The 3,183-nt window shown below is 45.4% G+C and carries 4 protein-coding genes and 3 pseudogenes; all 7 read left to right on the top strand.

Annotation, left to right across the window (positions count from 1 at the left end):
- A pseudogene (locus NTD82_RS05570) lies at nucleotides 1-100 on the top strand (transposase); the annotation flags it as partial.
- Between the two features lie 142 nt (nucleotides 101-242).
- Nucleotides 243-701 carry a hypothetical protein gene (locus tag NTD82_RS05565; RefSeq protein ID WP_262128034.1) on the top strand — a complete coding sequence of 153 codons (459 nt, stop codon included), beginning with the start codon at nucleotides 243-245 and terminating at the stop codon, nucleotides 699-701.
- A 147-nt stretch (nucleotides 702-848) separates the two neighbouring features.
- A pseudogene (locus tag NTD82_RS29245) lies at nucleotides 849-959 on the top strand (hypothetical protein); the annotation flags it as partial.
- A 179-nt stretch (nucleotides 960-1,138) separates the two neighbouring features.
- Nucleotides 1,139-1,570, top strand: a complete 432-nt coding sequence (locus NTD82_RS05555) for a hypothetical protein (RefSeq protein WP_262128032.1) — start codon at nucleotides 1,139-1,141, stop codon at nucleotides 1,568-1,570.
- A gap of 159 nt (nucleotides 1,571-1,729) precedes the next feature.
- On the top strand, nucleotides 1,730-2,260 hold the full coding sequence (locus NTD82_RS05550; protein WP_262128031.1) for an SMI1/KNR4 family protein: 531 nt from the start codon (nucleotides 1,730-1,732) through the stop codon (nucleotides 2,258-2,260).
- Nucleotides 2,261-2,352: 92 nt separating this feature from the next.
- Complete coding sequence (locus NTD82_RS05545; RefSeq protein ID WP_262128030.1) at nucleotides 2,353-2,970, top strand: imm11 family protein; 618 nt, start codon at nucleotides 2,353-2,355, stop codon at nucleotides 2,968-2,970.
- A 114-nt stretch (nucleotides 2,971-3,084) separates the two neighbouring features.
- Nucleotides 3,085-3,183 (top strand): annotated as a pseudogene (locus NTD82_RS05540) (transposase); the annotation flags it as partial.

Here is a 3,183-nt window from a genome sequence, read left to right as displayed (position 1 = left end):
TGGGCAGTTGACCGGCGCTGATCGCTTTGTTGATGAGGTGGAGAAAATATCAGGTGTCAGATTAGAACTGCGGGGACAGGGTCGGCCAAGGTCGGGTTAAAGAAAATAAATCCGTCCGCTTTTTCTTTGCGTTAATCAATAGGATTAACTCTATATCGTCTGTCAAAAACCCGACTAAGTATGAGCAGGGTTTGATTCGCGGCGCCGAGCTGCTGAAAAAAGCTGGATATGAAGGATTTTAAATGGCTAAGAAGGTAAAGCTGGGCGACATTTTGCAGGTGTTAACCTCGCAGGGTGTCGCATATGCGCAAGTTACTCATAAGCATCCGGAATTTGGTTTTTTAATACGTATGTTCCCCGGATTTCATAATGAAAAACCAAAAGATTTTTCGGTTGTTGTTGATGGTGAACCACAATTTTCCGCATTTTTTGTTGTTCAAAGTGCGGTAAATCAAGGCCTTCTATCCGTTGTGGCAAATGTTCCGGTTCCCGAAAGGTTACAAGTGTTTCCTACGTTCCGTTCCAGGAATGGCGGGCCGGGAGGCTCTATTTGGCTATGGAATGGAAGCGAAGCACTTCGGCTGGAGAGGGAGATTAACTCGGAAGAGCTGAAGCATTCCACAAGAGGAATTATCAGTGCGCCATTGCTTGTTGAGCGTATTGAAAAGAATTACAGAGCCGAGACCCATGAGGTTTGGTGAGTTGTAGAAGTTTCAACTTGATCTGACACTTTTGACACCGGCCTTGCGCCGGTGTTTTGCACTCTATCTGCACCCTGATTGCACTCTTTTGCATCCTATTTGCATCCTATTTGCATCCTTTCTGCAGTCAAGTTGCATCCCTTTGGCGCCAGCCGCGTCACCGCCGGAGACGAAGCCTACCTGGTGGCGGGCGGCAGACTCGACCTGCTGGCGGCTGAAGACAGCGACTACTCGCTTTACGACAAAATGAGAAAAGGCAAGAGAAAAGGGGACAGATTTATTTTTAGCTGAATAAAAAATAAATCTGTCCCCTTTTGCGGTCCTTTTGCGGTCCATACACGTCATTTAGACGCGCATATGCCGGGAGGCTTTAGATATAATCCTGGCGGTCCTGGGTCAGCGCTTCCAGCATACCCGCCGAAGAAAGGAACTGAGTAATGCATGTCATGCCGCTAGATCATGCGAAGCAGAAGTTAATCTTCTATGTGGCTCAGGATTTGGATCAGTCAACTAAGTCTGATGTGCAGCAGCTTGTGAAAGATCTTGCTGCGTCAAGGGTATGGAGCATTGCGCCACCAAGCTTGATTGATGAGATAGACGAGAATGGCTTGGAGGTCGTAGGTGGGATGCTGGAAATTTATTCAGCTTTACCGCCGAGCATACTCCCTCTTGATGTGGACTCGAAGAATCTAGAGGAAGTAGAAGAGCTGATTGGTGCTGTTAGGTACTTATCTGAAAAAGCCAGCCTTTCCTTTGAGTTTCAATTGGATACTACCTATGTTGGTAGTATTGATGATGGCGTCGTTGATCGAGTTCTTCAGGAAGGCTTGTTTGCGCCATGGAGAGAAAATCTCAGCGGGAAAAGTTGAATCAAGAGTACAAATACAGTATTCACCTGGCACCGGTCTCGCGCCAGCAAAAAAGGGGACAGATTTATTTTTAGCTGAATAAAAAATAAATCTGTCCCCTTTTGCGGTCGTCCCCTTTTTCCGTCCCCTTTTTCCTAACGTAAATGGAATTAAATGATAATGATTGATCAGCTAATTAATATCCTTCCGCCTCCCGCTCAGCGGAGCCTTGATAGTGTGGCCTTGGCCGCTTTTGAGTCTAATTGGGGAATGCAGTTGCCAAGTGACTTTAAAGGACTTGTTTCTGTTTATGGAAGTGGATCAATTGATGGGTTTATATGGTTGCTAGACCCGTTGGCAAAAAATTCAAACTTGAATTTTGAAAAAAGTAGGTACTTTGTCGAGGCATATGTTTTTTTGCAGCAAGAATTTTCCTCGGACTACCCAAGGCCAGAATATCCGGCTAAAGGCTCTTTTTTTCCTTGGGCGGTTACTGATAATGGGGAAACTTTTGTCTGGCTGGTTGATGGAGAGCCAGAGTCCTGGAAGATTGCTATACATAGCTCAGATCAGGGTGAGGAAGAAATTTATAATTTCGGCTGTGTTGAATTTATTTTAAAGCTGCTTAGGGGCGAGCTTTTGTCAAGGATTCTTCCTGGTCAGTTTCCTGACGTGAATCTGGATGTGCATGTTTTTACAGCTGTCGAGTAATGGTGGGGATGTGCCAGAAAGGGGGACAGATTTATTTTTAGCTGAATAAAAAATAAATCTGTCCCCTTTTGCGTTGGTAGTCAAGTTAACAAATGGTTAACAAGGAATTGAATGTGAGATATTACTTGCTTAGGCAGGACATGACTGTAAGCGAGAAATGGGTTCTTGGAGATATACGTCATGTCGATAATTGGAAATTTAGTGACCCTCCAGTAAACTTTATGGAGCCTGGAGCATATGTGCTTGATATTCGTTTTGATGGTGTTGAGTTAGATTATTCCCTCGCGGGATATGCGAGCGCTCCCGTGTTAAGTCGGAAGACTAGAGACTCGCTGATGGGTTTGCCAGATGTTGATGAGCCATATATGAATGTGGTATTTGAGCCTGTTGTCATCGAAGGTAAGGCAGTCTCGAGTGACTACTATCTGATGATAGTTGAGAGTCAGGCTGATTGTGTCGATGAGTCTAGATCAAGGTTTGACGTTTACACTTCATCTGATCCTGTTAGGCCTGACTTGGCCGGTAGCTATCGTGCTTTCTACAATCTTGTAGTTGATGCTTCAAAAGTCGGCGGTAAACACATTTTTAGATTGAGGAAGTACCTGGGGGCAATAGTGGTTAGTGAGGAGGTAAAGTTACGATTTGAGCGGGCGGGCGTGCTCGGTGCATCTTTTGAGTCGGTGGGTGGTGATAGGGTGACAGTTGCGTGATTTGATTGTTTTGGTTGGAGCGGGAAGAGTACCGACAAAGGGGACGTACCGACAAAGGGGACGGATTTATTTTCTAAGTGACCGAAAATAAATCTGTCCCCTTTTTGCTGTCCCCTTTTGCTACGAGCGACGCGATATCGGAATAAGTTAGGAGGGCGATCAGGAACGTTATGGGAAAGCCGATATAAGTCCAGTGTGGTGCAGTCAGAGAGT

Source organism: Pseudomonas sp. 5P_5.1_Bac1 (assembly GCF_025466015.1).
Lineage (GTDB): Bacteria > Pseudomonadota > Gammaproteobacteria > Pseudomonadales > Pseudomonadaceae > Aquipseudomonas.
Note: the sequence above shows the minus strand (reverse complement) of the source record. Positions and strands in the feature narration are given on the sequence as shown.

Coding starts and splice junctions, on each gene's coding strand:
- NTD82_RS05565 (WP_262128034.1), top strand. CDS start 243: ATGGCTAAGAAGGTAAAGCTGGGCGACATTTTGCAGGTGTTAACCTCG.
- NTD82_RS05555 (WP_262128032.1), top strand. CDS start 1,139: ATGCATGTCATGCCGCTAGATCATGCGAAGCAGAAGTTAATCTTCTAT.
- NTD82_RS05550 (WP_262128031.1), top strand. CDS start 1,730: ATGATTGATCAGCTAATTAATATCCTTCCGCCTCCCGCTCAGCGGAGC.
- NTD82_RS05545 (WP_262128030.1), top strand. CDS start 2,353: ATGGTTAACAAGGAATTGAATGTGAGATATTACTTGCTTAGGCAGGAC.